At 61.1% G+C, this 21,650-nt stretch carries 20 protein-coding genes; 9 read left to right on the top strand and 11 right to left on the bottom strand.

The features are described 5' to 3' along the window. Positions 1-33 precede the first annotated feature (33 nt). From JF545_RS03925 to JF545_RS03905, 5 genes are all read left to right on the top strand, one after another. The gene (locus JF545_RS03925) at positions 34-336 is read left to right on the top strand and encodes an HlyU family transcriptional regulator (RefSeq protein ID WP_206939361.1); all 303 of its coding nucleotides are present in this window, start codon (positions 34-36) and stop codon (positions 334-336) included. Positions 337-404: 68 nt separating this feature from the next. After that, positions 405-1,079, top strand: coding sequence for a glutathione S-transferase (locus tag JF545_RS03920; RefSeq protein ID WP_206939359.1), 675 nt, complete (start codon positions 405-407; stop codon positions 1,077-1,079). Between the two features lie 285 nt (positions 1,080-1,364). Then, positions 1,365-2,330 carry a sulfurtransferase gene (locus JF545_RS03915; RefSeq protein WP_242520679.1) on the top strand — a complete coding sequence of 322 codons (966 nt, stop codon included), beginning with the start codon at positions 1,365-1,367 and terminating at the stop codon, positions 2,328-2,330. Positions 2,331-2,608: 278 nt separating this feature from the next. Continuing rightward, the gene (locus tag JF545_RS03910; RefSeq protein WP_224852108.1) at positions 2,609-3,772 is read left to right on the top strand and encodes a YeeE/YedE family protein; all 1,164 of its coding nucleotides are present in this window, start codon (positions 2,609-2,611) and stop codon (positions 3,770-3,772) included. A 14-nt stretch (positions 3,773-3,786) separates the two neighbouring features. Beyond that, on the top strand, positions 3,787-3,981 hold the full coding sequence (locus tag JF545_RS03905; protein ID WP_206939357.1) for a hypothetical protein: 195 nt from the start codon (positions 3,787-3,789) through the stop codon (positions 3,979-3,981). 201 nt (positions 3,982-4,182) lie between these two features. Here the strand turns inward: JF545_RS03905 and JF545_RS03900 are convergent, their stop codons facing one another. From JF545_RS03900 to JF545_RS03850, 11 genes are all read right to left on the bottom strand, one after another. Further along, on the bottom strand, positions 4,183-4,473 hold the full coding sequence (locus tag JF545_RS03900; RefSeq protein ID WP_224907623.1) for a hypothetical protein: 291 nt from the start codon (positions 4,471-4,473) through the stop codon (positions 4,183-4,185). 106 nt (positions 4,474-4,579) lie between these two features. Then, positions 4,580-5,215: an endonuclease III gene (nth, locus tag JF545_RS03895; RefSeq protein WP_206939354.1), complete on the bottom strand. Its 636-nt coding sequence runs from the start codon at positions 5,213-5,215 to the stop codon at positions 4,580-4,582. Between the two features lie 100 nt (positions 5,216-5,315). Further along, positions 5,316-6,068 carry an electron transport complex subunit E gene (locus JF545_RS03890; protein WP_206939353.1) on the bottom strand — a complete coding sequence of 251 codons (753 nt, stop codon included), beginning with the start codon at positions 6,066-6,068 and terminating at the stop codon, positions 5,316-5,318. Continuing rightward, positions 6,061-6,639 (bottom strand): RnfABCDGE type electron transport complex subunit G, encoded by a 579-nt coding sequence (locus tag JF545_RS03885; protein ID WP_206939351.1) that lies wholly within the window; start codon positions 6,637-6,639, stop codon positions 6,061-6,063. The genes JF545_RS03890 and JF545_RS03885 overlap by 8 nt, the downstream gene beginning before the upstream one ends. Further along, positions 6,636-7,628 carry an RnfABCDGE type electron transport complex subunit D gene (locus JF545_RS03880; protein WP_206939346.1) on the bottom strand — a complete coding sequence of 331 codons (993 nt, stop codon included), beginning with the start codon at positions 7,626-7,628 and terminating at the stop codon, positions 6,636-6,638. The genes JF545_RS03885 and JF545_RS03880 overlap by 4 nt, the downstream gene beginning before the upstream one ends. Beyond that, on the bottom strand, positions 7,625-9,367 hold the full coding sequence (gene rsxC / locus JF545_RS03875) for an electron transport complex subunit RsxC (protein ID WP_206939335.1): 1,743 nt from the start codon (positions 9,365-9,367) through the stop codon (positions 7,625-7,627). Before rsxC ends, JF545_RS03880 begins: the two co-directional genes overlap by 4 nt. Further along, positions 9,354-9,920, bottom strand: a complete 567-nt coding sequence (rsxB, locus tag JF545_RS03870; RefSeq protein WP_206939333.1) for an electron transport complex subunit RsxB — start codon at positions 9,918-9,920, stop codon at positions 9,354-9,356. Before rsxB ends, rsxC begins: the two co-directional genes overlap by 14 nt. Next, complete coding sequence (gene rsxA, locus JF545_RS03865) at positions 9,917-10,507, bottom strand: electron transport complex subunit RsxA (RefSeq protein WP_206939325.1); 591 nt, start codon at positions 10,505-10,507, stop codon at positions 9,917-9,919. Before rsxA ends, rsxB begins: the two co-directional genes overlap by 4 nt. Positions 10,508-10,570: 63 nt before the next feature. Beyond that, positions 10,571-12,613: a methionine--tRNA ligase gene (gene metG / locus JF545_RS03860; protein WP_206939323.1), complete on the bottom strand. Its 2,043-nt coding sequence runs from the start codon at positions 12,611-12,613 to the stop codon at positions 10,571-10,573. 129 nt (positions 12,614-12,742) lie between these two features. Next, on the bottom strand, positions 12,743-14,239 hold the full coding sequence (gene thiI / locus JF545_RS03855) for a tRNA uracil 4-sulfurtransferase ThiI (RefSeq protein WP_206939307.1): 1,497 nt from the start codon (positions 14,237-14,239) through the stop codon (positions 12,743-12,745). Positions 14,240-14,373: 134 nt separating this feature from the next. Continuing rightward, the gene (locus JF545_RS03850) at positions 14,374-14,655 is read right to left on the bottom strand and encodes a hypothetical protein (RefSeq protein WP_206939306.1); all 282 of its coding nucleotides are present in this window, start codon (positions 14,653-14,655) and stop codon (positions 14,374-14,376) included. Positions 14,656-15,041: 386 nt separating this feature from the next. Between JF545_RS03850 and JF545_RS03845 the strand changes: the two genes are divergently transcribed. The 4 genes from JF545_RS03845 to JF545_RS03830 all read left to right on the top strand — a co-directional run bounded on the left by JF545_RS03845 (position 15,042) and on the right by JF545_RS03830 (position 21,373). Beyond that, entirely contained in the window at positions 15,042-16,985 is a 1,944-nt protein-coding gene (locus JF545_RS03845; RefSeq protein ID WP_242520678.1) for a TolC family outer membrane protein, read from the top strand. 181 nt (positions 16,986-17,166) lie between these two features. Beyond that, entirely contained in the window at positions 17,167-19,356 is a 2,190-nt protein-coding gene (locus tag JF545_RS03840; RefSeq protein ID WP_206939304.1) for a type I secretion system permease/ATPase, read from the top strand. Further along, positions 19,356-20,774 carry an HlyD family type I secretion periplasmic adaptor subunit gene (locus JF545_RS03835; protein ID WP_206939301.1) on the top strand — a complete coding sequence of 473 codons (1,419 nt, stop codon included), beginning with the start codon at positions 19,356-19,358 and terminating at the stop codon, positions 20,772-20,774. The genes JF545_RS03840 and JF545_RS03835 overlap by 1 nt, the downstream gene beginning before the upstream one ends. After that, positions 20,774-21,373 carry a response regulator transcription factor gene (locus JF545_RS03830; RefSeq protein ID WP_206939299.1) on the top strand — a complete coding sequence of 200 codons (600 nt, stop codon included), beginning with the start codon at positions 20,774-20,776 and terminating at the stop codon, positions 21,371-21,373. Before JF545_RS03835 ends, JF545_RS03830 begins: the two co-directional genes overlap by 1 nt. The last annotated feature ends 277 nt before the right edge of the window (positions 21,374-21,650 follow it).

The following is a 21,650-nucleotide window of genomic DNA, read 5'->3' as shown; positions in this document are numbered from 1 at the left end:
CTTGGCGTTCGACCATCGGATCCAGGAGGCGACATGTTCAAGAAGCTGATCGGCAGCCTTTTCAAGGGTGGAGGCGCCGCTGAATCGCGTTCCACGGAGGAGGCCGAGGCCGTGGAGTATCGCGGATTCCTGATCGTGTCTCGTCCGCAGGAGCAGGGCGGTCAGTATCGCGTCAGCGGCTTTATTCGCAAGCCCATCGAGGGTGGCGAGACGCTGGAACACGCTTTCGAGCGCTCTGACCTGGTGCCTGGGCGTGAGGCCTGTGATGCGCTGATGCGACAGAAGGCGGAACGCTACATCGATGAAGTCGGTGATGGCATGTTCTCGTCTGATTGAGACGAAGCGATGGAAACGGCGCCCCCTGGGCGCCGTTTCTGTTTCAGCCATGGGGTAAAGGAGACCACATGATCGTATTGCACCATCTCGAAAACTCCCGCTCTCTCAGAGTGGTCTGGCTACTGGAAGAGCTTGGAGTCGACTATGACATTCAGCTCTATCGGCGTGATCCCAAGACCATGCTGGCCCCTGAATCCCTCAAGCAGGTTCATCCGCTCGGCAAGTCGCCGCTGATCACCGACCAGCATCAGGCGGGCAGGGTCGTGGCTGAAAGCGGTGCGATCATCGAGTATCTGCTGCGCCATTACGACAGGGAGCAGGCGCTGTCTCCCCCCGTCGACAGTGAAGCCTACGATGACTATGTGTTCTGGATGCACCATGCGGAGGCCTCGGCGATGCCCCCGCTGGTGATGAATCTGGTGTTTGGCAGGCTCAGCAAGCCCCCTGTGCCGGCTCTGGTGCGTCCTTTGGGCAAGATGTTCGCCAAGGGGGTGAAAGAGCAGTACCTCGGGCCAGAAATACGACGGCTGATGGGCTTTTGGGAGCAGCACCTGGCAGAGCACAGCTGGTTCGCGGGAGAGACGTTCAGCGCGGCGGATATCCAGATGAGTTTCCCGCTCCTGGCGCTGGAAGGTCGGGGCATGTTGTCTGACCATCCGGCGCTCACGCGCTTTCTCGAGCAGGCCCGGGCGCGACCCGCCTATGGCCGTGCTACAGAGAAGGGCGGTGAGCTCTCACTCTAGGGCTTGTACGAAAAGTGCCTGCGCTTGGTGATACGGCGTTAAAAATCGGCTTAAAATGCTCATTTACACCTCGTAAACTGCGCTTTCTCACCGATTTTTGCCTTGTCTAACCTTCGCTCGTCGACTTTTCGGACAGAGCCTCGACCGGCGTTATGGAAACAGGTCTGACCCGGTGGCTGATCAGTTTTGGTTATGAGCACGTGAATCATTATTCATGCCAAGCATATTGAGTTTGCAGCTGCGAGCAGGATAATGGGTTGATCTCCTACCCAAGAGGTCAACTTTATGCGCATCTTACTGACGCTTGCGGGGGCGCTGATGATGGCGAGCTCCGCGCATGCAGCCGATGTCGAGCCGCTGGTCAGTCCTGAGTGGCTTGAAGCGAACCTGGATAATGACGATGTGGTGGTGCTGGATATTCGCTCCAGCATCGACAATGGCGGTGACCGGTCAAGCTTCGAGCAAGCCCACATTCCCGGCAGTCTGTATTCGAGCTATACCGAGGACGGCTGGCGGGAAACCCGCGATGGTGTCACCGGAGTCATGCCTCCGGTGTCGAGTCTTGAGCGCTTGATCGGCGGCCTCGGAATCGATAATGACGATACTGTGGTGCTGGTGCCGGCGGGTACCGGCGCGACGGACTTTGGCAGCGCGGCACGGGTGTACTGGACCTTCAAGGTGCTGAGTCACGAGCAGGTGGCGATTCTCGACGGCGGCTTTGCCGGTTGGAAAGCGGCAGGCCTCGAACTGGCCAGTGGCTCGGCAGAGTACCCTGATCCGGTGCGCTTTGAAGGACGTCTGAATGAGGCTCTGCTGGCGACGACTGCAGAGGTAGAGGCGGCCCGCGAGTCCCAGGGGCAGCTGGTCGACGCCCGCCCAGAGGACTACTTCAAGGGCGACAACCAGTCTCCTGCAGCGGCTGCTCCGGGCACCATTCCTGGCGCACGTAACCTGCCTCATCAGACGCTGCTGGCCGATGACGACGGCGCCTGGCGGTTGAATACGGCGGAAGTGACCTCGCGTATCCAGGCGGCAGAGCTGGATGCGGATGCCAAGACCGTGGCGTTCTGCAACACCGGACACTGGGCAGCGACTGACTGGTTCGTGCTGAGTGAAATTGCCGGCTTCGACAACGTGGCGTTGTATGACGGTTCCATGGCTGAGTGGACCCAGGATGAGTCACGTCCGCTGGCCGTGGCGAAGCAGGGGCTTGGCAAGGTGCTGGACGCGCTCGGCTTCGGTGACGAGTGACCCTTGGGTCCGTGACCCCTCGATAGGTGTCGTTTAGATAGTGAGCTCCTAGATGGCTATTGGCGATGCCTAGATGACCGCCGCCAGGACGCCGTGAATCAGTGGCGGCACCGGCGGCGGTGATACTCCTTCCTTTGAACAGATGCACTTCCATGACTCAGATGTCTTCACAGGCCGCTTCGGCCACCGCTAGCGATGCTGCTGGCTCCGCGCACAGGGTTCGGCCACCTGGCGCTGAGCTAAGCGCTGGACAAACTCCTGGACAGGCCCCCCTCAAGGTGGATCGTTTCGTCGTCAGCCTGGCGCTGATCGGCATGGTCGTGCTGGGCGGTCTGGTGTGGCTTGAGACCGCGCCTTTTCTGGTGGTGTTGTTCGCCATTGGCATCGCGCTCGGCGTGGCGCTTTACCACGGTGCCTTCGGCTTTACGGCCGGTTGGCGAAACCTGGTCACCAAACGCCGCGGGGCCGGTATGCGCGCGCAGCTGATGCTGTTTGCCCTGACCTCGGCATTGATGATTCCTTTGCTTGGCAGCGGCCAGCCCGGTCTGGTCGGCGCGGTTGCGCCCATTGGCACCTCGCTTATCGTTGGCTCGTTTGTGTTTGGTCTGGGCATGCAACTTGGCGGAGGGTGCGGTTCAGGCACCCTGTTTACGGTCGGCGCCGGCAATCTGCGCATGCTGGTGACGCTTGCGTTCTTCATCATTGGTGCGGTGGTCGGCTCGATCCACCTGCCTTGGTGGCTGGACTTGCCCAGTCTTGATCCGGTCAGTCTGATCGATAGTGTGGGTGTGCCGGGAGCGATAGCGGTGCAGTGGGTCGGCCTGGGCTTGGTCGCGCTGTGGGTCAATCGCGTGGAGCGTCGCGCTCACGGTGAGCTTGAGCGTTCAGAGCTGCGCCTTCGTCCAGTAGAAGGGAGTGCATTCAAGGCCCTCGTGCAGGGCCGCTGGCCCTTCGTTTGGGCCATATTGGTGCTGGCAGTCGGCAACACCCTGACGCTGCTGGTGGGAGGCGCCCCCTGGGGCATTACCTTTGCCTTCAATCTGTGGGGAGCAAAGGCGCTGCAGGCCATCGGCGTGGACATGAGCCAGTTCGAGTTCTGGACCTGGGACTATCCGGCCATGGCCCTGGCCGACTCTGTGCTGGTCAATATCACCTCGGTAATGAACTTCGGTCTGCTGCTTGGGGCCATGCTGGCAGCGGGCCTGGCCAATCGCTTCAACGAAGCCAGCCGCAAGAAGGTAGAGGGTCGTCAATTTCTGGCCGCGGTGGTGGGTGGCCTGCTGCTGGGCTACGGCGCCAGGTTGGGATTTGGCTGTAACATCGGCGCGCTGTTTTCGGGCTTGGCTTCTGGAAGTCTGCATGCCTGGGTGTGGTTCGCCTGCGCCTTTGTTGGTTCGTTGGTGGGTATTCGCCTGCGGCCCTGGTTCCGTCTGCCCAATTGAACAAGGAGTGCGCCATGCAAGCCGCTTACCGCCGTAGCCGCATCATCGCCATGTTGCTGGCCATCCTGGTACTGATACTTGCGGATCATCTCAGCAGCCCAACCTTTGCCTTCAACATGGGCGACGGTCACGCCCGTACATCCCTGAATCAGCGGGATGCCAACGCCTGCGCGCCCTGCGGAGCGCCCTGTCCGTCGACTCGGGAATAGCCTGGGTAGGCGCTGTCGAACAGATGGCAGAGGTGGATGGCAACAACGGAGCAGTAGGTAGAAAAATAGGTAGAGACAGTAGGTAAAGAAAAGGCGCTCCTGCCGTGGCAGGAGCGCCTTTTTCATGGCGTGATCGGGAATGGTGGCTTGCAGGGTCTGGCAGGGTATCTACCGACAGCGCAGGGGGGCTGCGATGGGCGTTCAGTCGCCAGGGGACTGACGCCGCGGCATCTTGGGTCCCAGCGGCCCCAACCAGAGCCACACTTGCAGCACCACCAGCACCGGCAGGAGCCAGGTCGGGGCGCCGACGGTCCACACCAGCACCTGGTGGATCATGAACGCGGTGATACCGCCCAGCAGGCCCAGTACCGGGAACATCAGCGGACGTTCGGACCCGGGGCGGCGGCTCAAGCGGAACAGCGAGCCGGTAAAGGCGCCGAAGCTTGAGGCCATGGCCAGTGGTATCCAGAGTTCTCGCAGCACATCGTTCATGGTTGATCGCTCATATTGCAGCATAAAGCGTCAGCGTAACGTGTCCTGACGGTCTATGCGCTTCAACTTTGGCGTTAGCCGTGCCGTTGACGCGCCGGCTGTCAGGCTACAGATCGACCTTCTCCTTGAACTCGCACAGGTCCTCGATCACACAGCTGCCGCAGCGTGGCTTGCGCGCCACACAGGTGTAGCGCCCGTGCAGGATGAGCCAATGGTGTGCATCCTGGCGAAACTCCTTGGGCACATGCCGCATCAGCCGCTCCTCCACCTCGATCACGTTCTTGCCCTTGGCGATGCCGGTGCGGTTGGAGACTCGGAAGATATGGGTGTCCACCGCGATGGTAGGCTGGCCGAAAGCGGTATTGAGAATCACGTTGGCGGTCTTGCGGCCGACTCCCGGGAGTGCTTCTAGCTCAGGGCGAGTACGCGGCACGTCGCCGCCATGCTGCTGGACCAGCAGATGGCAGGTCTTCATCAGGTTTTCGGCTTTGGTGTTGAACAGGCCGATCGTCTTGATGTGGTCCTTGAGGGCGTCGATACCCAGATCAATGATGGCCTGGGGCGTGTTGGCGACGGGAAATAGCCTTGCCGTGGCCTTGTTGACGCCGACATCGGTTGCCTGGGCAGACAGCAGTACTGCTGCCAGCAGCTCGAACGGGGTCGACCAATGAAGCTCTGTGGTGGGCTCGGGATTATGGGCCCGCAGTCGAGTGAAGATCTCGTGGCGTTTGGCAGCGTTCATGGGACTCCTGTAGCGAGGGTTGCGGTCACGCTGAAGAGCGGCCTGGAAGGTTGGGACTTGAGTCAGTGACTGGGTGTTGCGCTGAACTGAGTGACTGGGCCTAGTGAATGGTCCCGGTGACTCTAACCCTTCGCTGCTCGGAAGGGGGCTGCGAGGCGGGGCGGCGGCGAGCGATGTGGTCGTCGATGGCGTTCTTGCCGGCAATCAGCAGGCCGGTTATCAGAAAGGCCCCAGGCGGCAGCGCCATAAACAGCATGTGGCGCTCCCCCGGTAGCTGGATCACCCAGTCAGCCGCGCCGCTACCCAGCAGTAGCTCCATGCCATCAAACAGTGTGCCCTGGCCGAGAGCCTCGCGCAGGGCGCCAATCACTATCAGCACCAGGGTGAAGCCTAGTCCATTCATCAGCGCGTCCAGCAGCGATGGAGCCAGCGGCTGGCGCGAGGCAAAGGCTTCTACTCGGGCAAGGATGGCGCAATTGGTCACGATCAGAGGCAGGAAGATGCCCAGCACCTGATAAAGCTCGTAGGCCATCGCGGCCATGGCGAGTTCTGTGCAGGTCACCAGCGCTGCAATGATCATGACAAAGGCAGGCAGCCGTATCTCGGGGCGGATGTGACCTCTTATCATCGATGCGCAGCCATTGGCGCCCAGCATGACCGCCAGCGTTGCAAGACCGAGCCCCAGGCCGTTGACGATGGTGCCGGATACCGCCAGCAATGGACATAGCCCCAATAGTTGTACCAGGGCAGGGTTGTTGCTCCACAGTCCGTTGGCGGCGATTTGGCGAGCCTGCTGGCGAGTCAGGGAGCTATTTGACGAGCTGTCCGACGAGCTATGCGAGTCGTCATTCATCAGGAGTCTCCCGCGGTGAGGTGGTGGCAGATGAGGCTGCTGGCGTGGCAGCCACGATAGCGCGAATCACGGCCTCTGAGGTTATGGTAGCGCCGGTCAGTGCCTCGATGGGACCTGATGGTGTCAACGCCAGGGCATCCTGATGGCGCCCCTCGAACTGATCTACCCAAGGACTCTTGCGTCGTTCGATCTTGTCCCCCAGACCCGGGGTTTCGTGATGCTCAAGCACGCGCACCGCGACGATCTTGCCTTCAGGGGTGAACGCGACCAACAGGCGTATCGCTCCTCCGTATCCCATCGCCTTACCGGCGTGAACGGTGGCGAGTCGCTGGCCGTTGGGGCCGATGGCTTGCCAGGAGGTAGCTTCGTCGAGGGCAACGATCGATGCTGTCTGGGGCGGTACCAACTGCTTCAGCAGTTGCTGCTGATAGTGCTCGCGATTGGCCGCGATCGGGGCCTCACTCAGCCAGTGCGTTATCACGACGCTGGCTAACGTGACGACGGCAAGCAGGAGCAGCGTTGCGACCGCCCCCCGCGGGCTTGGTAAGGGTGGCGCTGTCGGGGCTGTCATGAATTCCCCCTTGGCGCATCGGTGGCTGAGCGGTGCGTCCCTGAGCACAGCTGATCGAGCAGCGGGGCCGAGAGGTTCATCAGCAGCACGGCGAAGGCGATGGCGTCGGGGTAGCCCCCGTAGCCCCGGATGAGCATGACCAGTACGCCGATCGCGGCACCGAACACCCAGCGCGCGCGTCGATGGCCGGGAGCGCTGACCGGATCGGTGATGATAAAGAAGGCGCCCATGATGGTGGCACCATTGAACAGATGAAACGCCACGGAGCCAGTACCCGACACCTGGTTTAACAGCGCTGCCAGGACTGCCATGGTGCTCAGCATGGCCAGCGGCAGGCGCCAGTCGATGAGACGCTGGGCCAGTAGTACCAGCCCGCCAGCCAGCCAGGCCAGGGAAATGATGGCCCAAGGTGAAGAGAGGTTGGCATCGCCGATGACCGAGGCGCCGGCAGGCTGGCGCAGCGCATCGAGGGGAGTGGCGCCACTGACGGCGTCCAATGTGCTGGCGTCAAGTTGGCCGAGCCAGCCCTGCCACAGGTTCTGGACGTCGCCGGCGCCAAAGCCTGTGGCGTCCGGCCATAGACTCATCGGTACCGGGAAGGACACCAGCAGCATCGCGTAGCCGACCATGGCGGGGTTGAAGATGTTGTGCCCCAGCCCACCATAGAGGTGCTTGGCCACGGCGATGGCGGCCACAGCACCGATCAGAATGAGCCAGACACTGGTGCCAGCGGGCAGCGCCGCGCCGAGTAGAATGCCCGTCAGCATGGCGCTACCGTCGGCCAGTGTTGGGCGCAGTGGTCGTGATCTTGCGGCGAGCATCAGGGCTTCCACCAGACAGCAGCACAGGATGCCGGTCAGCACATTGGTGATGACACCGGCACCGAAGTACCAGGTCTGAGCGGCGATGCCGGGCAAGCAGGCCAACGAGACGCTGCGCATCACGCGGGCGCTGCTGGCGATAGGCGCTGTCTGGTGCAAGTAGCTCATGATGTCGGGGCTTCCTGGCGGGCGGCGTCCAGCTGCGCATTGGCAGCCTCTAGATGTTCGCGAGCAGTGCTCTGCTGAGACTCGAGGTCGGCCAGCACCTCGCTGGGTTGCTGCTGCTGGGCGGCACGCTCGAGCGCCTTCTCTGCCTTGCGCAGCGCCGCCTTGGCCGCCGCCTGGGCGATGCGCAGGCTGCGCAGATCGGCGGGAGCCGAGGAGGTGGGCGCGTGGTCATCCGCTGGGGTCTTGGGAGCGGGACGTCGCAGCGCCGCCTTGCGCGCCTGGCGTCTGGCTTCACGCTCATCGTGTTCGCGCTGCATGCGCTCCTTGCGGGCATCGAAGCGAGCTCGGGCCTGGTCCGCCCTGGCCCGTTCGGCGTCGGCAACCCGCAGGCGGCGCTTGGCATCGCTGAAGGATGCCGCCAGCGGGAGGTGGCTGGGGCACACATAGTCGCAAGCGCCGCACTCGATACAGGCAAGCAGGCCGTGGGCCTTGGCCCGTGCGTCATCTTCGACCCGGGTGTGCCACCACAGCTGCTGGGGCGCCAGGCCCGCAGGACAGGCGGGCACGCAGTCGTTGCAGCGAATGCAGGGCGACGGCGGGGGCGGGCTGGGCAGCTCTTGTTCGGTGGCCGCGATCAGACAGTGGGTCGTGGGGGTTGTCGCTGCGCTGGCAAGCGACCGCTGGTGCCCCATCAGCGGGCCTCCATCGATCAACTTGGCGAGCCTGGAGGTATCCAGTCCAGCGTCAGCCAACAGCGTGGCTGCCGGTGTGCCCACTCTGGCCTCAACGTTGCCCGGTGCACTCAACGCCTGACCCGCCAGCGTCACGATGCGGGTGATGGCGGGGAGGCCGCGAATCACCGCGTCGTGGATGGCGGCCAGGGTGGCGGGGTTGTGACACAGGACCCCGGCGTCAACCGGCAGTTGCTGCGGCGTCATCCTGCGCGCCAGCAGGCGATCGATCAACTGACGCTCACCCCCGCTGGGGTAGCGGGTCGGGATGATCACTACGTCCGCCGGCAGTGAAGACGTAGCGAGGGCGGCAGATAGCGCCTCGGCCGCCTCTGGCTTGTCATCTTCGATGCCGGCGACGATGCGGGTGGCACCGGTAGCGCGCGCGAGAATCAGCGCGCCGCTCACGACCCTTTCGGCGTCGTGACGCAGCAAGGCATCGTCAGCGGTGATGTAGGGTTCACATTCAGCGGCATTGATCACCAGGGTGTCGATGCCGGCGCGGTGGGCGGCTCTGGCTTTCAAGGCGGCCGGAAAGCCTGCGCCTCCCATGCCTGCGATACCCGCCTCTGCGATGCGTTCAAAAATCTGCTCTGGAGATGCATGATCGGCTGCCAGCGGCCGCATGGTGAGGATCTGCTGGCAGCCTTCGGCAACGATGACAATTCCTGGTGCATCGCTCGCATGCTCCCGGGTGGAGGTGATGGCCGCGGCGCCAGTCAAATTGACCCGTCCGCTGATCGGGGCATGCATCGGCAGTGCCAAATGTCCCACCGGGCGGGCGATGCGCTGGCCCGCCCGAACCCAGTCACCGTCGTTCACTTCCAGCAGTGTTTCGGCCCACGGCTTGTGGGAGTTGTCATTGAGCGCCAGGGAGACCTGGGGTGGCAGCGGCGCGCGTTGAATGCCGAGATCACGGGTTCGGGCCTTGCGGGTGTCAGGGCGGATGCCTGGCGCACAGGAGCCGCCGAGGCCCAGCCAGCGCTGCAGTCGTTCAAGCGTTGACATGGTGTTCTCCCGGTGAGCGGTCTGACGCGATGAGACGAATGGATTCGCCCATCGCGGGAGGTCTCTCCAGCAGGTCGATGCAGTCGACCGGGCAGGGTGCGACGCACAGGTCGCAGCCGGTGCACTCGTCGGCAATCACCGTGTGCATCAGCTTAGACGCCCCGATAATGGCGTCCACGGGGCAGGCCTGGATGCACTTGGTACAGCCAATGCACTCATCTTCCCGAATAAAGGCCACCATGGTAGTGCTGGTCGCTTCGCCATCCAGGGGAACGGGATCACGTCCCAGTAAGGCGGCGAGTTCGGCAATGGTGGTGTCGCCCCCTGGAGGACACTTGTTGATCGCTTCGCCTTGCTCCACTGCCTCGGCATAGGGGCGGCAGCCAGGGTAGCCACACTGGCCACACTGGGTCTGAGGCAGCAGCGCGTCGATCTGCTGGACCAGGCCGTCCTCGCCGGCGCCGAAACGTCGGTGCAGCCAGCCAAGCAGCAAGCCGCAGCTGCCGATCAGGCTGACCAGCAGCAGCAGGCCGAGCAGTGAAGGGGCGGTCACTGGATTGCCCCCTCCGCCAGGCCGGCAAAGCCCATAAAGGCAAGCGACATCAGGCTGGCGGTGACCATGGCGATGGCAGGGCCTCGAAACGGGCGTGGTACGTCTGCCGCAGCCAGGCGTTCGCGCATGGCGGCGAGCATGATCAGCACCAGGGAGAAACCCAGCGCTGCACTGAAGCCGTACAGCACAGCATCGAAGAAGCCGCTGTCACGCTGGAGGCTGAGCAGGGCGACACCGAGTACGGCGCAGTTGGTCGTGATCAGCGGCAGGAAAATGCCCAGCACCCGGTGAAGCAGGGGGCTGGTATGCCTGACCATGATGTCCGTGGCCTGAACCACCACGGCGATCACCACGATAAAGGCGATGGTGCGCAGGTACTCCAGCTCAAAGGGGACGAGCAGGTAGCGGTACAGCAGATGGCTGGCGGCGGCCGCCAATGTCAGCACGAAGGTGGTCGCCAGTGCCATGCCCAGGGCGGACTCCAGCTTGGAGGAGACCCCTAGAAAAGGGCATAGTCCGAGGAACTGCACCAAAACGAAGTTGTTGACCAGGGCGGTACTGACGAGAACGAGGAGAACGTCGGTCATGGCATGCACGGTATAGCGGCCGGCGGGCTAGAGCCCGCCGGCAGGGAGTAGCAGAGAACGAGCTTAGCTGACGCGCTGGCCCGGCTCGGCTCCACTGTGGGGTTCCAGCAGGTAGATGCCATCGTCATTGCCGGCGGCCAGCACCATACCCTCAGAGATGCCGAAACGCATCTTGCGAGGCGCCAGGTTGGCCACCATGACCGTCAGCTTGCCTTCCAGGGCTTCCGGGGAGTAGGCGCGACGAATGCCGGCGAACACCTGGCGGCTCTCGCCGCCCAGGTCCAGGGACAGCTTGAGCAGCTTGTCCGCGCCGTCCACGTATTCTGCCTTGGCAATACGCGCAATGCGCAGATCCACCTTGGCGAAGTCGTCGAAGCTGATCTCGTCGGCGATCGGTGTTTCGGCTAGCGGGCCCTTAGGGGCTTCCTTGAGCTTCTGTTCCTCCACCAGGTCCTCCTTGGAGGCTTCGATCATGGACTGGATACGGTCGCCGTCGACGCGGGTCATCAGCGGCTTGAACTTGTTGATCGGGTGATCGCCCAACCAGGTTTCGCGGCTGTTCCAGTCAAGGCTGTGAAGGTTCATGAACGTCGCTGCCTGCTCGGCCATGGCGGGAACGACGGGCGCCAGATACACCATCAGCTGCCGGAACAGGTTGATGCCCATGGAGCAGATGTCCAAGACTTCCTGCTCGCGTCCCGCTTCCTTCGCCAGGGCCCAGGGGGCCTTGTCGGCGATGTAGGTGTTGGCGTCATCGGCCAGCTCCATCACCTTGCGCATGGCACGACCGAATTCACGCTGCTCGTAGTAGCTGGCGATGTCGTCTCCCGCTGCGATAAAACGCGCCAGCATATCCGGCTCCGCGCAGTGGGACGACAGCCGCCCATCGCCGAGCTTCTTGACGAAGCCGGCGCAGCGGCTGGCGATGTTGACGACCTTGCCGACCAGGTCGGCATTCACGCGCAGGGCAAAGTCCTCGAGATTGAGGTCAAGATCGTCAACCCGGGACGTCAGCTTCGCAGCGAAGTAGTAGCGCAAGTACTCAGGGTTGAGGTGCTCGGCGTAGGTCGCCGCCTTGATAAAGGTGCCACGAGATTTTGACATCTTGGCACCATTGACGGTGACGAACCCATGGCAATTGACTGCCGTCGGGGTGCGCATTTCAGCGCCGTGCAGCATGGCCGGCCAGAACAGGGCGTGGAAGTAGACGATGTCCTTGCCGATGAAGTGATAGACCTCTGCCTGGGAATCCGGCTGCCAGTAGCTGTCGAAGTCCAGGCCCTCGCGGTCGCACAGGTTCTTGAAGCTGGCCAGATAACCGATGGGCGCGTCGAGCCAGACGTAGAAGTACTTGCCGGGCGCGTCGGGAATTTCGAAACCGAAGTAGGGCGCGTCGCGGGAGATGTCCCACTCGTTGAAGCCCGACTCGAACCACTCCATCAGCTTGTTGCGGATCTGGGGTTGGACGTGATCGTCCTTGATCCAGGCATTCAGGAAGTCCGCAAAATCCGGCAGCTTGAAGAAGTAGTGGGTCGAGCTGCGAACTTCCGGAGTGGCTCCCGAGATAGCCGACACCGGATCGATGAGCTCGGCAGGGGTGTAGGTCGCCCCGCAGGCCTCGCAGTTGTCACCATACTGATCCGCCGTATGGCACTTGGGACAGGTGCCCTTGATGAAGCGGTCGGCCAGGAACAGCCCCTTGACCGGATCATACATCTGTTCGATGTCTCGGGTCGCGATGTGACCCTTGTCACGCAGGCGGGTGTAGATGAGCTCGCTGAAGCTGCGATTTTCCTCGGAATGGGTCGAATGATAGTTGTCGAAGGCCACTCCGAAGCGGGCAAAGTCCTGCTGGTGCTCGCGGGACACGCGATCGATCAGGGCCTCGGCGCTGATGCCTTCCTGCTCGGCGCGCAGCATGATCGCGGTGCCGTGGGCGTCATCCGCGCAGACATAATGGCACTGGTGCCCCCGACTCTTCTGGAACCGCACCCAGATGTCCGTCTGGATGTACTCCAGCAGGTGACCCAGGTGGATGGCTCCATTGGCGTAGGGCAAGGCACTGGTAACCAGGATCTGGCGCTTGTCGGGTGCGGAAGTGGACATGATGTGACGTGATATCCCGTTGAAAATCAGGCGTCGATTGTAGCCATGATCGAGCGCTAGTGCATCCGCTATCGTGTGTGAACGCCTGAGTTCAGGCAAATGCTGATGGGATGTCGTAAGCGCGCCAGTTTATGCCGCGTCGTGCTTGCTTCGAGCCAGCAGCACGCCTACTCGCGGCAGACCTTGATCCTTGAGGGACAGCGCCTGCAGGCGGCTCATGATGCCCTGGTCGCAGTACAGCAGATAGCGGGAGTCTCGAGACAGCGCAGCCGCTCGGGTCGCCAATTCATAAAAAGGAACGTGCTCGACCTCGTGGCCGGCAATGGTCAGGGGGCGTCGTGCTGCTTCATCCGGCGAGCGCACGTCGATGACGCGGATAGTGGCGTCAGCTGAGGCGGTGAGCTCTGCGATGGTGAGTTCATCGAGGGCGTGCCGCGATGGCGTTTGTGGCTCACCTGGGTCATCTGCGGAAAACTGGCGCATCCGGCTCAGGGCGTCGTCAAGCAGCTCAGCTGGCAGCCTGGCTTCGGCTTCTTCCAGCGCTGCCAGGGACGTCTTCACCAGAGGTCGAGCTGACATACCCCCACAGTACTCCGGCATTTGGCTTGACGCTTGTGCGGTGCCAATGCGCCTGGCTTCGTCGATGATGGACTGTTTGTCTTCTGTCAGCAGGGGGCGCAGCACGGGCAAGTGGCTGGCCTTGTCAATGAGCCCCAGGTTGCTCAAGGTTTGGCTGGACACCTGGGCGATCACCTCGCCCGTGACCAGCGCGGGAATCCGGGCGCGCTGGGCCACCCGAGCAGCGGCAGCCACCATGTGGCGTTTCAGTACCAGGGATACCAGGCCTTCGGGCACCTCACGGGTGAGCTGGTCGACGACCTTTTCGAAGGGAACGCTGGTGAAGCTGACCTTGTGTGACGCGCTGAAGCGTCGCCAGAGGTCATGGGTCAGCTGTCTGACGGCCTGCTCCTGTGCCTCTCCGCCGAAGCGAAACAGAATGAAGTGGCACTTTATCCCTCGCCTGAGCATCCGGTAGGCGGCGACGGGCGAGTCGAAGCCACCTGACATCAGCACCAGTGCCTGATCCTGTGTGCCCAGAGGGAAACCGCCGATGCCCGCCGTAGTAGCCACTTCGTCAATCAATTCAGCGCCGTCGAGCCTTAGTGAAATGGTGAGGTCGGGATGCGTGAGATTGACCTTGGCGTGGCGGGTGTGGCGCAGCAGCTCGGCGCCCAGGAAGCGCTCTGCATCGACGGAGTTGAAAGTGTGCCTTCCCTTGCGCCTGACCTTGATCCTGAACTCGCGTCCCTCCACCTGCTCGGCCTTCTCCAGGGCGAGCCCGGCGAGGGTCGCTCGCCAGTCAGCCAATTCACGCCGCTGGATGTGGGCTATCTTCTGAATGCCGGGGGTGCTCGCCAAAGTGTCGAGTGCCCATGTGTGCTGGGCGTTATCCACATGGGACGGGAGTCGTACGACTAGATGGTCATGTGCAGTAACCACCTTTGACCCTGGCAGCTCCCGGCGCAGTGCATTGCGGACGTTGGTGGCCAGACAGCGCCCCATATGGCGCCTGACAGAGGCTGACTTGGTAGAAACGTCAGCGGAGAGCGTAAGACGAAATTCCATGGTGTGAAGTTCGGTGCGTGAGTGTAAGAATGGTAATAGTGATCTGGATCAATATTTGCGTGGGTAGTGTAAAAAAACGCTGACCACCAGAGGGGGAGGTCAGCGATGGTGACTGCTATGCCGTAATGTGTCTGTCAATACAGCGCTTTTTCTTCTTGCACTACCTCTTTGAGGAGTTCGAGGAACAGACGATCGGCCTCGGAGTGTTCGTCAGCGCTGTCAGGAATGTGAATGCTGGTGGTATCAGAGATTTCGTTGGCGATGTCTGCCATGACACCGCTGTCACTGCCTTTTTCGAGGTGACGCCGGGCAATCTCCAGAGAGGTTTCCAGGATCTTGGGGTCCTGCAGCAGTTTCTTGATGAACCCCGTCAATTCATTGATGACGCGGGTTTTTTGGATTTCGGATGAGGCCATCTGAGACTCCTGAAATGGGTACGTGATGCTGGCTTCTACGATAGCATGATTGAGCCAGTGAACGGGATTCATGACTTTTAGGAGCAGTTCATTTGTCTGTGTCAAGCATTCAATCGCCCCTGGAATGAGTGTTTGGGGCTTTTGGTGTTACAGAATGTGATCGTTTGTGCGAGTATTGTAGCGGGTGATGGGGTGGGGCGATCGCCAACAATGTCGCTGGATGCTTGGCGTTGAAGGAAAAAAGCTGGCCACCCATACCGGGATGATGAGTCTGGTAGCGCCGAGGCAGCATGACGGGTTCAACGGTGAATTGGGTTGTTGAGCTAGTTCGTTGGTACTAGATTCACTTGTACTGGCTGCGGCCATTGATAATTAAGGGAACACAGATGAACAGTTACAGCCGAGAAGCTCGCTCCGCTCTGTTGCGGCCTTTGGTGCGAGCCGTTGCGCTGACCACGTCAGCGATGATGGTGGCGCCTGTTGTACTGGCGCAGGATGCACAGTCATTGCCAGCAGGCACGTCTTCACCGGGCGCAGCGACATTGCGCGATGTGGTGGAGCAAACGATCAATACCAATCCTGAGGTATTGGCAGCCTGGAATGGCTTCCAGGCCGCAGGACACGACGAGCGAGTCGCCTTCGGTGGCTATCTGCCTCAGATCGATGTCAATGCTGGCGTTGGCCTGGAAGACCGGCAGAACGACCAGCAGGGGAGCTACGACACCGATTACGTCGAGATGACGCTCAATCAGATGATTTATGACGGCTTTGCCACTGCTAGCGAAGTGGAACGCCTCAGTCGTGCCGAGCTGGTGCGTTACTACGAACTGCTGGGCGCGAGTCAGGACGCCGCTCTTGACGCGACCAATGCCTATCTTGACGTTCAGCGCTACCGTCGCCTGGTGGGGCTGGCCCAGGATAACTACCAGAAACACTTGGAAGTGTACCAGCAGATTGAGGCGAGGGCGCTATCCGGTGCCGGTCGCCGGGTTGACCTGGAGCAGATAAGCGGTCGTTTGGCGCTTGCCGAGTCCAACTTGATCACCGAAGCGTCGAACCTGCATGACGTGTCTGCGCGCTTCCAGCGGCTGGTCGGCGAGCTCCCTCCGGAGTCTCTGGCCCCGGCGCCCACCTTTGCCGAACTGCTCCCGGCCGATGTTGCTCAGGCGCTGCAGCTGGCATATGACGGCAATCCTGACTTTCATGCGGCCATCGAGAATATTGAAGCCTCCAGAGCCGAGCGTGAAGGCACCAAGGCACCGTTCCATCCTCGGCTGGACCTGGTGGGCCGTACTGGCACCTATAAAGGTAGCGACACGGACGGCGACTTCATCTCGGACAATGAACATGAAGACCGTCACAGCATCGAGCTGGTGGGTAGCATCAACCTCTATCGTGGTGGTAGTGACCTGGCGTCGTTTCGTGCCGCCAGTGACCGCGTCGAACAGGCTATCAACCTGCGTGACAAGGCCTGTGTGGACATTCGCCAGACGACCACGATTGCCTTCAACGACACCCGCCGCCTGCGTGACCAGTTGGCTTACCTGAATGAGCACCGTCAGACCACTGACCGCGTGCGTGGCGCCTACAAGCAACAGTTCGATATTGGTCAGCGCTCGCTGCTCGACCTGCTTGATATCGAGAACGAATATTTCGAGGCAAGTCGTGCTTACGTGAACGCCCAGTTTGATGTGGCATTGGCGGATGCGCGCACGCTGCGGGCTACTGGTGAGCTGCTCGAAGTACTTGAGGTTCGCAAGGATGGGCTGCCGACGCTGGCCGACCTGGACAGCAACGGCGTTGCCATTACGCCCGATATCGTCTGTCCCGCGGTGGGGCCGCGTGCCTATACCATCGATGAGTTGACCGGGACCACCCGTGCCCCAGATGTGGTGATGTCTGCCGATGCGCTGTTCGAAGTCAACAGCTATGTACTTAGCGAGCGTGCCCGTCGCGAGCTTGGACAGCTGGCTGCACAGCTACGCGCGCGTAATGATCTGGTGCGTATCTTTGTTGCTGGGCATGCTGACAGCACCGGAAACGATGGAATCAATGACCCGTTGTCGCGTAATCGTGCGGCTGCCGTGGGCGACTATCTGATTAGTGAAGGCGTAAATCCTTCACTGATTCAGACGCAGGGTTTTGGCTCCCACCGCCCGGTGCAGTCAAATGATACGGTTGATGGGCGGCGCCAAAATCGGCGTGTGGAAATCACCCTTGAGCGCAGCGGCGAGAACCTGGACCTGGGCTCGGTTCACCCGGCAGCTGGCAATGATGTAGTGTCCCTTGCCTGGGCGAAAGACCATCGTGCAGGTAGCGTAGAGGGCTGATGCCAGTCGCGGGGAGCATGACGATAGTGTCGTCGTGCTCTCCGCATGGATGTCGAACGTCGCCGGACACTGAAGCGTAGTGATCTCGGCACCGAAGTGATAAGCGTAGCGTGCCTGCTCGCCGGCGGGAGCGCTACGTTTCAGTTATCGGCAATGCTATCGGCCTACAGAAGAGGTACATGTGGACGATTCTCGAGTCGCAGCGGATGCTGCACCGTCTGAACCGGAAACGCAGGAAGGGAGTGGTTCCCCCGTCAAGGATGAACTTCTGGAAGTGCTGCTGGCGGTAGCTCATTACCATGATCATGACGTCAACGCAGATTCCTTGACCGCAGGCCTGCCCCTGGAAGATGGGGCACTGACGCCGGGGATCTTTCCCCGAGCGGCGGAACGTGCCGGCCTGACGGCGAGAATCATCAAGAGCCGCCTTGTGCAATTGAATCCGGCTCTATTTCCGGTGGTCCTGTTGCTCGAGCCTGGGCGTGCTTGCGCTCTTGTTGACATGAACGTGAAGGCGCGCACGGCAACTGTCGTGTATCCCGAGCTGGGTCAGTCTGCTGTCGAGATTGGCCTGGATGAGCTGCACGAGCGCTACAGCGGGACGGCCATCTACGTTCGCCCCAGATTCCGTTTCGACGCTCGCACCAAGGACGTGAACGAAAAACGTTCGGGACACTGGTTCTGGGGGGTTATCAAGGAGAATCGTCGCCTCTACAGGGATGTCATCCTGGGTTCCATCGCCATCAATATCTTTGCGCTGGCGATGCCGCTGTTCGTGCTCAACGTTTATGACCGTGTGGTGCCAAACCATGCCACCGAGACGCTTTGGGTGCTGTCGGCTGGGGTGCTGATTGTGTTGGCGTTCGATCTGACGTTGCGCTTGATGCGATCGAGTTTTGTCGACCTGGCGGCGAGCAGGGCCGATGTCAAGCTATCGTCCCGTATCATGGCACGGGTGATGGGGATGCGCATGGAGGCGAAGCCGGCCTCGACGGGGTCCTTCGTGGCCATGTTGCAGTCCTTCGAGTCCGTGCGCAGCTTTATCGGGTCTGCCACTGTCATCGCCATGGTCGATCTGCCTTTTGTGATCATGTTTATCGCCATTATCGGCCTGATTGGTCCGGCGTTGGTCATCCCCATTGTTGCTGGAGTGATCTTTATTTTGCTGTATGCCCTTGGTGCTCAAGGCAAGCTACATGACCTCTCTGACACCACGCTCAAGGTCGGCGCTCAGCGCAACGCCACCCTGGTTGAGTCAGTGTCCCAACTGGAAACCGTCAAGTCGCTGCGTGGCGAGAGCCGGATTCAGGGGCAGTGGGAGCAGGCCAGTGCGTTTCTGTCTCGCACAGGCGCACAGCTGAAATTTCTGGGAACATCGGTGACCAGCATTGCCCAGTGGACGCAGAACACGGTCGGCATCTGCGTCATCTTGATCGGCGTGTATCTGATCATCAAGGGCGATCTGTCCCAGGGGGGGCTTATCGCCGCCTATATGCTGTCGTCGCGGGCTCTGGCCCCGGTCAGCCAGGCAGCAGCGCTGCTGGCTCAGTATCACCAGTCCGCGACGGCGCTCGAATCGCTGGATCGCGTGATGGAAATGCCGGTCGAGCGCGAGGACAAGAGTTATATCGACCGGCCTGCCGTCAAGGGGCTGGTGAAGTTCGACAAGGTGACCTTTCGCTATCCCCAGGCCGAGACGGACAGTCTGCGCGACATCAGTCTGTCCATCGCTCCGGGTCAGAAAGTCGCCTTGCTGGGGCGTGTAGGCTGTGGCAAGACTACGCTGCAGAAGCTGTTGCTGGGGTTGTATCAGCCAACTGCGGGCTCGGTGCTGATCGATGATGTCGATATTCGCCAGCTGGACCCTCTGCAGCTCAGGCGGCATATCGGCTATGTCCCGCAGGACGTGCGTCTGTTTTTTGGCTCATTGAAGGAAAACATCGTTGCCGGTGCCGGTAGCGAGGGTGTCGATGACGACCTGCTGCTCAAGGCGATTCGTATCAGTGGCCTGGACAGCCTGGTCAGCACGCACCCCCAAGGGGTGGAGCTGCAGGTCGGGGAAGGTGGACAGATGCTATCTGGAGGGCAGAAGCAGGCCGTGGCGATCGCACGGGCCATCGTGCACGATCCCTCGATTCTCCTGCTTGATGAGCCGACTAGCGCGATGGACCATGCCAGCGAGGAGGCCTTCAAGCGCAACCTCAATGAGTTTGCAAGTGGCAAGACGGTGGTCGTGGTGACGCATCGTACCTCGCTGCTGTCGCTGGTAGATCGTATCGTGGTTATTGATTCTGGCAAGATCGTGGCGGATGGTGAGCGTGACAGCGTCATGGATGCGCTGCGCAAGGGCCAAATCGGGAGGGCCAGCTGATGTCTGCCAAGAGTGCCGAGCAAAAAGGATTCGAGGGCGTCGGCCGAGTTTCCCGCTCGGGAGGAAAAGTCTTTCGCCCCTTTATTGATCGCCTGTTTGCCCGCCGGGTCAGTGCCTCGCACTTGAATCGCGATTGGGCCAGCGACGCCGACTGGGCGCGCATGCAACAGGACCCCCTTCGGGCGCGCCTGATGCTGTATATGGTCGTGGTAGCGATTATCTGCGTCATCGTGTGGGCGTGTTTTGCCCCCATTGACGAGGTGACCCGTGGCAGCGGCAGGGTGATACCTTCCAGTCAGTTGCAGCGAGTGCAGAGCTTCGACGGCGGCGTGGTGCAGGAAATTCAAGTGTCCGAGGGTGACTTTGTGGAGGCCGGTGATCTGTTGATGCGCATCGACCCCACCCGATTCCTCTCCAATTTCAATGAGAACCGTGCCAAGGCCGAAACCCTGCAGGCCAAGGCGGAGCGTCTGCGTGCGCTGGCTACGGGGTCTTCTTTTGATCCTTCGGAGGAGTTGATCGAACAGGCGCCTAACATCGTCTCGAGGGAGCGGGAGCTGTACCAGAGCAGTCTGGAGACACTGGACGAGCAGAAGCAGATTCTGCAGCAGCGCTTGGAGCAGCGCAGGGCAGAGCTGAATGAAGCGGCAGCGCGCCGCAATGCCGCTAGCCGAGAGCTTAACCTGGCCAGTCAGGAACTCAACATGACCCGTCCACTGCTGTCGACTGGCGCGGTATCTGAGGTAGAGGTACTGAGATTGCAGCGGGAAGTCTCCCGTGCGAGTGGTGAACGCAATCAGGCCGCGGCACAGGTGTCTCGACTCGAGGCCGCTATTGTAGAGGCGCAGGGCGAGCTGCGGGAGGTTGAAGCCAAGGCGCGGACAGAATGGCGCCAGGAGCTCTCGGCGACCCTGGGCGAGCTTTCGGCGCTGAATGAATCAAGTGAGGGCCTAGAGGATCGTGTCCGCCTGTCCGAGATTCGTTCTCCGGTGGATGGGGTGGTTCAGCGCCTTGCGATCAATACTATCGGGGGTGTCGCCCAGCCTGGCCAGGAAGTGGTGGATATCGTGCCGACCGATGATGCGCTGGTGGTCGAAGCCAAGATTGCGCCTCAGGATATTGCCTTCCTGCGGCCGGGGCTTCCAGCGACCATCAAGCTGACAGCCTATGACTTCTCGATATATGGGGGGTTGGAGGCAGAGCTCGAGCACATTAGCGCCGACACCACGACCGATGAAGAGGGTAATACCTACTACCGGGTGCGTGTTCGCACGCAGGACGAAGAGGCCGCCAGTGAGGTGGAAGTCATCCCGGGCATGACCGCTCAGGTGGATATCCTGACGGGTAAGCGCACCGTCATGCAGTTCTTGCTGAAGCCGGTGTTGCGGGCGTGGGGTAACGCGATGGGAGAGCGGTGATGACGCGATACTTGGTCTATCAAGGAAGTAGTGAGGTACCGCGTTGGAGCGATACCTTTAGCGATCTGGAGGTCGTGGCGCCCCATAGTGTATTGGATCATGCGATCAAGGGAGACGTTGCCTGGATCGTTGTCGAGGCCGGTGACTGGACGGGGCTTTGCTCTCGTCTGACGGCCAAGGGTGTGTTGGTGGCGGTGCTGTCGTTCAACCCTTATTCTGCAGAGGCCTATCAGGCCTTTAACGCCGGTGCCAGGGGCTATGTGCACGCGCTGTCCACCCCGGAAGTACTGCGTCAGGTCGATATCGTGGTGCGCCACCGCGGAATCTGGTTATGGCCTGAACTCATGGATAGCCTGGTTGGCGGGGTGTTCAAGGCGATGGGCGGGGCGCCTGCGGTTCATCAGGATGTGCTGGAAGGACTGACCGAGCGAGAGAAGGATGTTGCCCTGGCGGTGGCTGAAGGCCAGAGCAATAAGCTGGTGGCCAGGGAGCTCGGTATCACCGAGCGCACGGTAAAGGCACATCTTGGTGCAGTTTTCCGCAAGCTGGGCGTCAAGGATCGCATGCAGTTGATTTTAAGAATGTCTCGAGATCGTTGACGCATCCCCTTTACGTGAGTTCCACGAAGCCCGAAGACCGCAAGGTGTTCGGGCTTTTCTGTGCCGTGTCGTATACCGCCGTCCGTAAAGTGAACCAGTAGTTCCTGACCGTACGAGGATTTGGCCTAGAAGAAAGATTCGCGTGAGCTTTTTAAGCTGTCGTTATTGGTGTTTGAAAAGTCGTCTATTGGCTATTGAACGGCTGTCTTATGTCGCCTTTGTGAGACCCATAACTCGTACTAAATATGCACTAAAGATTTTTTATCCGCGCATTTAC

Source organism: Halomonas litopenaei (genome assembly GCF_017303055.1).
Taxonomy (GTDB): domain Bacteria; phylum Pseudomonadota; class Gammaproteobacteria; order Pseudomonadales; family Halomonadaceae; genus Halomonas; species Halomonas litopenaei_A.
This window is presented reverse-complemented; position numbering and strand designations above follow the sequence as displayed.

Bases quoted from the DNA above. Each gene is read 5' to 3' on its own strand.
- JF545_RS03925 (WP_206939361.1), top strand. From the start codon at position 34: ATGTTCAAGAAGCTGATCGGCAGCCTTTTCAAGGGTGGAGGCGCCGCT.
- JF545_RS03920 (WP_206939359.1), top strand. From the start codon at position 405: ATGATCGTATTGCACCATCTCGAAAACTCCCGCTCTCTCAGAGTGGTC.
- JF545_RS03915 (WP_242520679.1), top strand. From the start codon at position 1,365: ATGCGCATCTTACTGACGCTTGCGGGGGCGCTGATGATGGCGAGCTCC.
- JF545_RS03905 (WP_206939357.1), top strand. From the start codon at position 3,787: ATGCAAGCCGCTTACCGCCGTAGCCGCATCATCGCCATGTTGCTGGCC.
- JF545_RS03900 (WP_224907623.1), bottom strand. From the start codon at position 4,473: ATGAACGATGTGCTGCGAGAACTCTGGATACCACTGGCCATGGCCTCA.
- nth (WP_206939354.1), bottom strand. From the start codon at position 5,215: ATGAACGCTGCCAAACGCCACGAGATCTTCACTCGACTGCGGGCCCAT.
- JF545_RS03890 (WP_206939353.1), bottom strand. From the start codon at position 6,068: ATGAATGACGACTCGCATAGCTCGTCGGACAGCTCGTCAAATAGCTCC.
- JF545_RS03885 (WP_206939351.1), bottom strand. From the start codon at position 6,639: ATGACAGCCCCGACAGCGCCACCCTTACCAAGCCCGCGGGGGGCGGTC.
- JF545_RS03880 (WP_206939346.1), bottom strand. From the start codon at position 7,628: ATGAGCTACTTGCACCAGACAGCGCCTATCGCCAGCAGCGCCCGCGTG.
- rsxC (WP_206939335.1), bottom strand. From the start codon at position 9,367: ATGTCAACGCTTGAACGACTGCAGCGCTGGCTGGGCCTCGGCGGCTCC.
- rsxA (WP_206939325.1), bottom strand. From the start codon at position 10,507: ATGACCGACGTTCTCCTCGTTCTCGTCAGTACCGCCCTGGTCAACAAC.
- metG (WP_206939323.1), bottom strand. From the start codon at position 12,613: ATGTCCACTTCCGCACCCGACAAGCGCCAGATCCTGGTTACCAGTGCC.
- thiI (WP_206939307.1), bottom strand. From the start codon at position 14,239: ATGGAATTTCGTCTTACGCTCTCCGCTGACGTTTCTACCAAGTCAGCC.
- JF545_RS03850 (WP_206939306.1), bottom strand. From the start codon at position 14,655: ATGGCCTCATCCGAAATCCAAAAAACCCGCGTCATCAATGAATTGACG.
- JF545_RS03845 (WP_242520678.1), top strand. From the start codon at position 15,042: ATGAACAGTTACAGCCGAGAAGCTCGCTCCGCTCTGTTGCGGCCTTTG.
- JF545_RS03835 (WP_206939301.1), top strand. From the start codon at position 19,356: ATGTCTGCCAAGAGTGCCGAGCAAAAAGGATTCGAGGGCGTCGGCCGA.
- JF545_RS03830 (WP_206939299.1), top strand. From the start codon at position 20,774: ATGACGCGATACTTGGTCTATCAAGGAAGTAGTGAGGTACCGCGTTGG.